This window comes from Herbidospora sp. NBRC 101105, from assembly GCF_030269205.1.
In the GTDB taxonomy this organism is placed as follows: Bacteria; Actinomycetota; Actinomycetes; order Streptosporangiales; family Streptosporangiaceae; genus Herbidospora; species Herbidospora solisilvae.
Window position 1 is genome coordinate 1 of sequence record NZ_BSSX01000022.1, and the last position, 651, is coordinate 651.

Below are 651 nucleotides of genomic sequence, written 5' to 3' on the forward strand. Positions count from 1 at the left end.
ATGACCACGATGAACGGGGTCGTCGTCGGCTACGACGGCTCAGATTTCGCGATGCAGGCCCTGGACTGGGCCATGGACGAGGCCGAGATGCGGAAGCTGCCGCTCACCGTCGCCCACGCCTGGCACTGGCCATACGGCGAGGCGTCCGACGAAGCCAAGGATCATCTGCGCCGGGCCGCCGATCACGTGCTCTGGCACGGCGTCTCGTGCGCGCGGGCCACCAGCGCGGTGACGGAGGTCAACGGGGAGTTGTGGAAGGGGTCGGCCAACGACCAGCTCGTGGCCCTGTCCGGGGCGGCCGACCTGCTCGTGGTCGGTTCCCGGGGGCTGAGCCGGGTCCCGTCCATGATGATCGGCTCGGTCGCCTGCCACGTCGCCGCCTACGCCGCCTGCCCGGCCCTGGTCGTACGCGGACCTGGCCCGATTCCCGCCCCGCTCCACCCGGGCCCCGTCGTCGTGGGAGTCGATGGAGCCCCCGGCGGCAGAGCCCGGCCGGTGGTCGAGTTCGCCTTCGCCGAGGCCGCACTCCGGCAGCTCCCGCTGGTGGCGGTCCGGTGTGGCCTGACCGCCCCGTCGTTCGGCACCTCGATGGCGCTGGTCCCCGACCTGACCCTGGCGGAGGAGGAGCTCGGGGAGGCGCTCACCGCCTGG

General features: G+C 72.8%; 1 protein-coding gene. It reads left to right on the top strand.

Features of this window, described 5'->3' with window-relative positions; translation table 11 throughout:
- Positions 1–651: universal stress protein (locus QSK34_RS37630; protein ID WP_285591627.1), on the top strand; the 651-nt coding region annotated here is incomplete at both ends.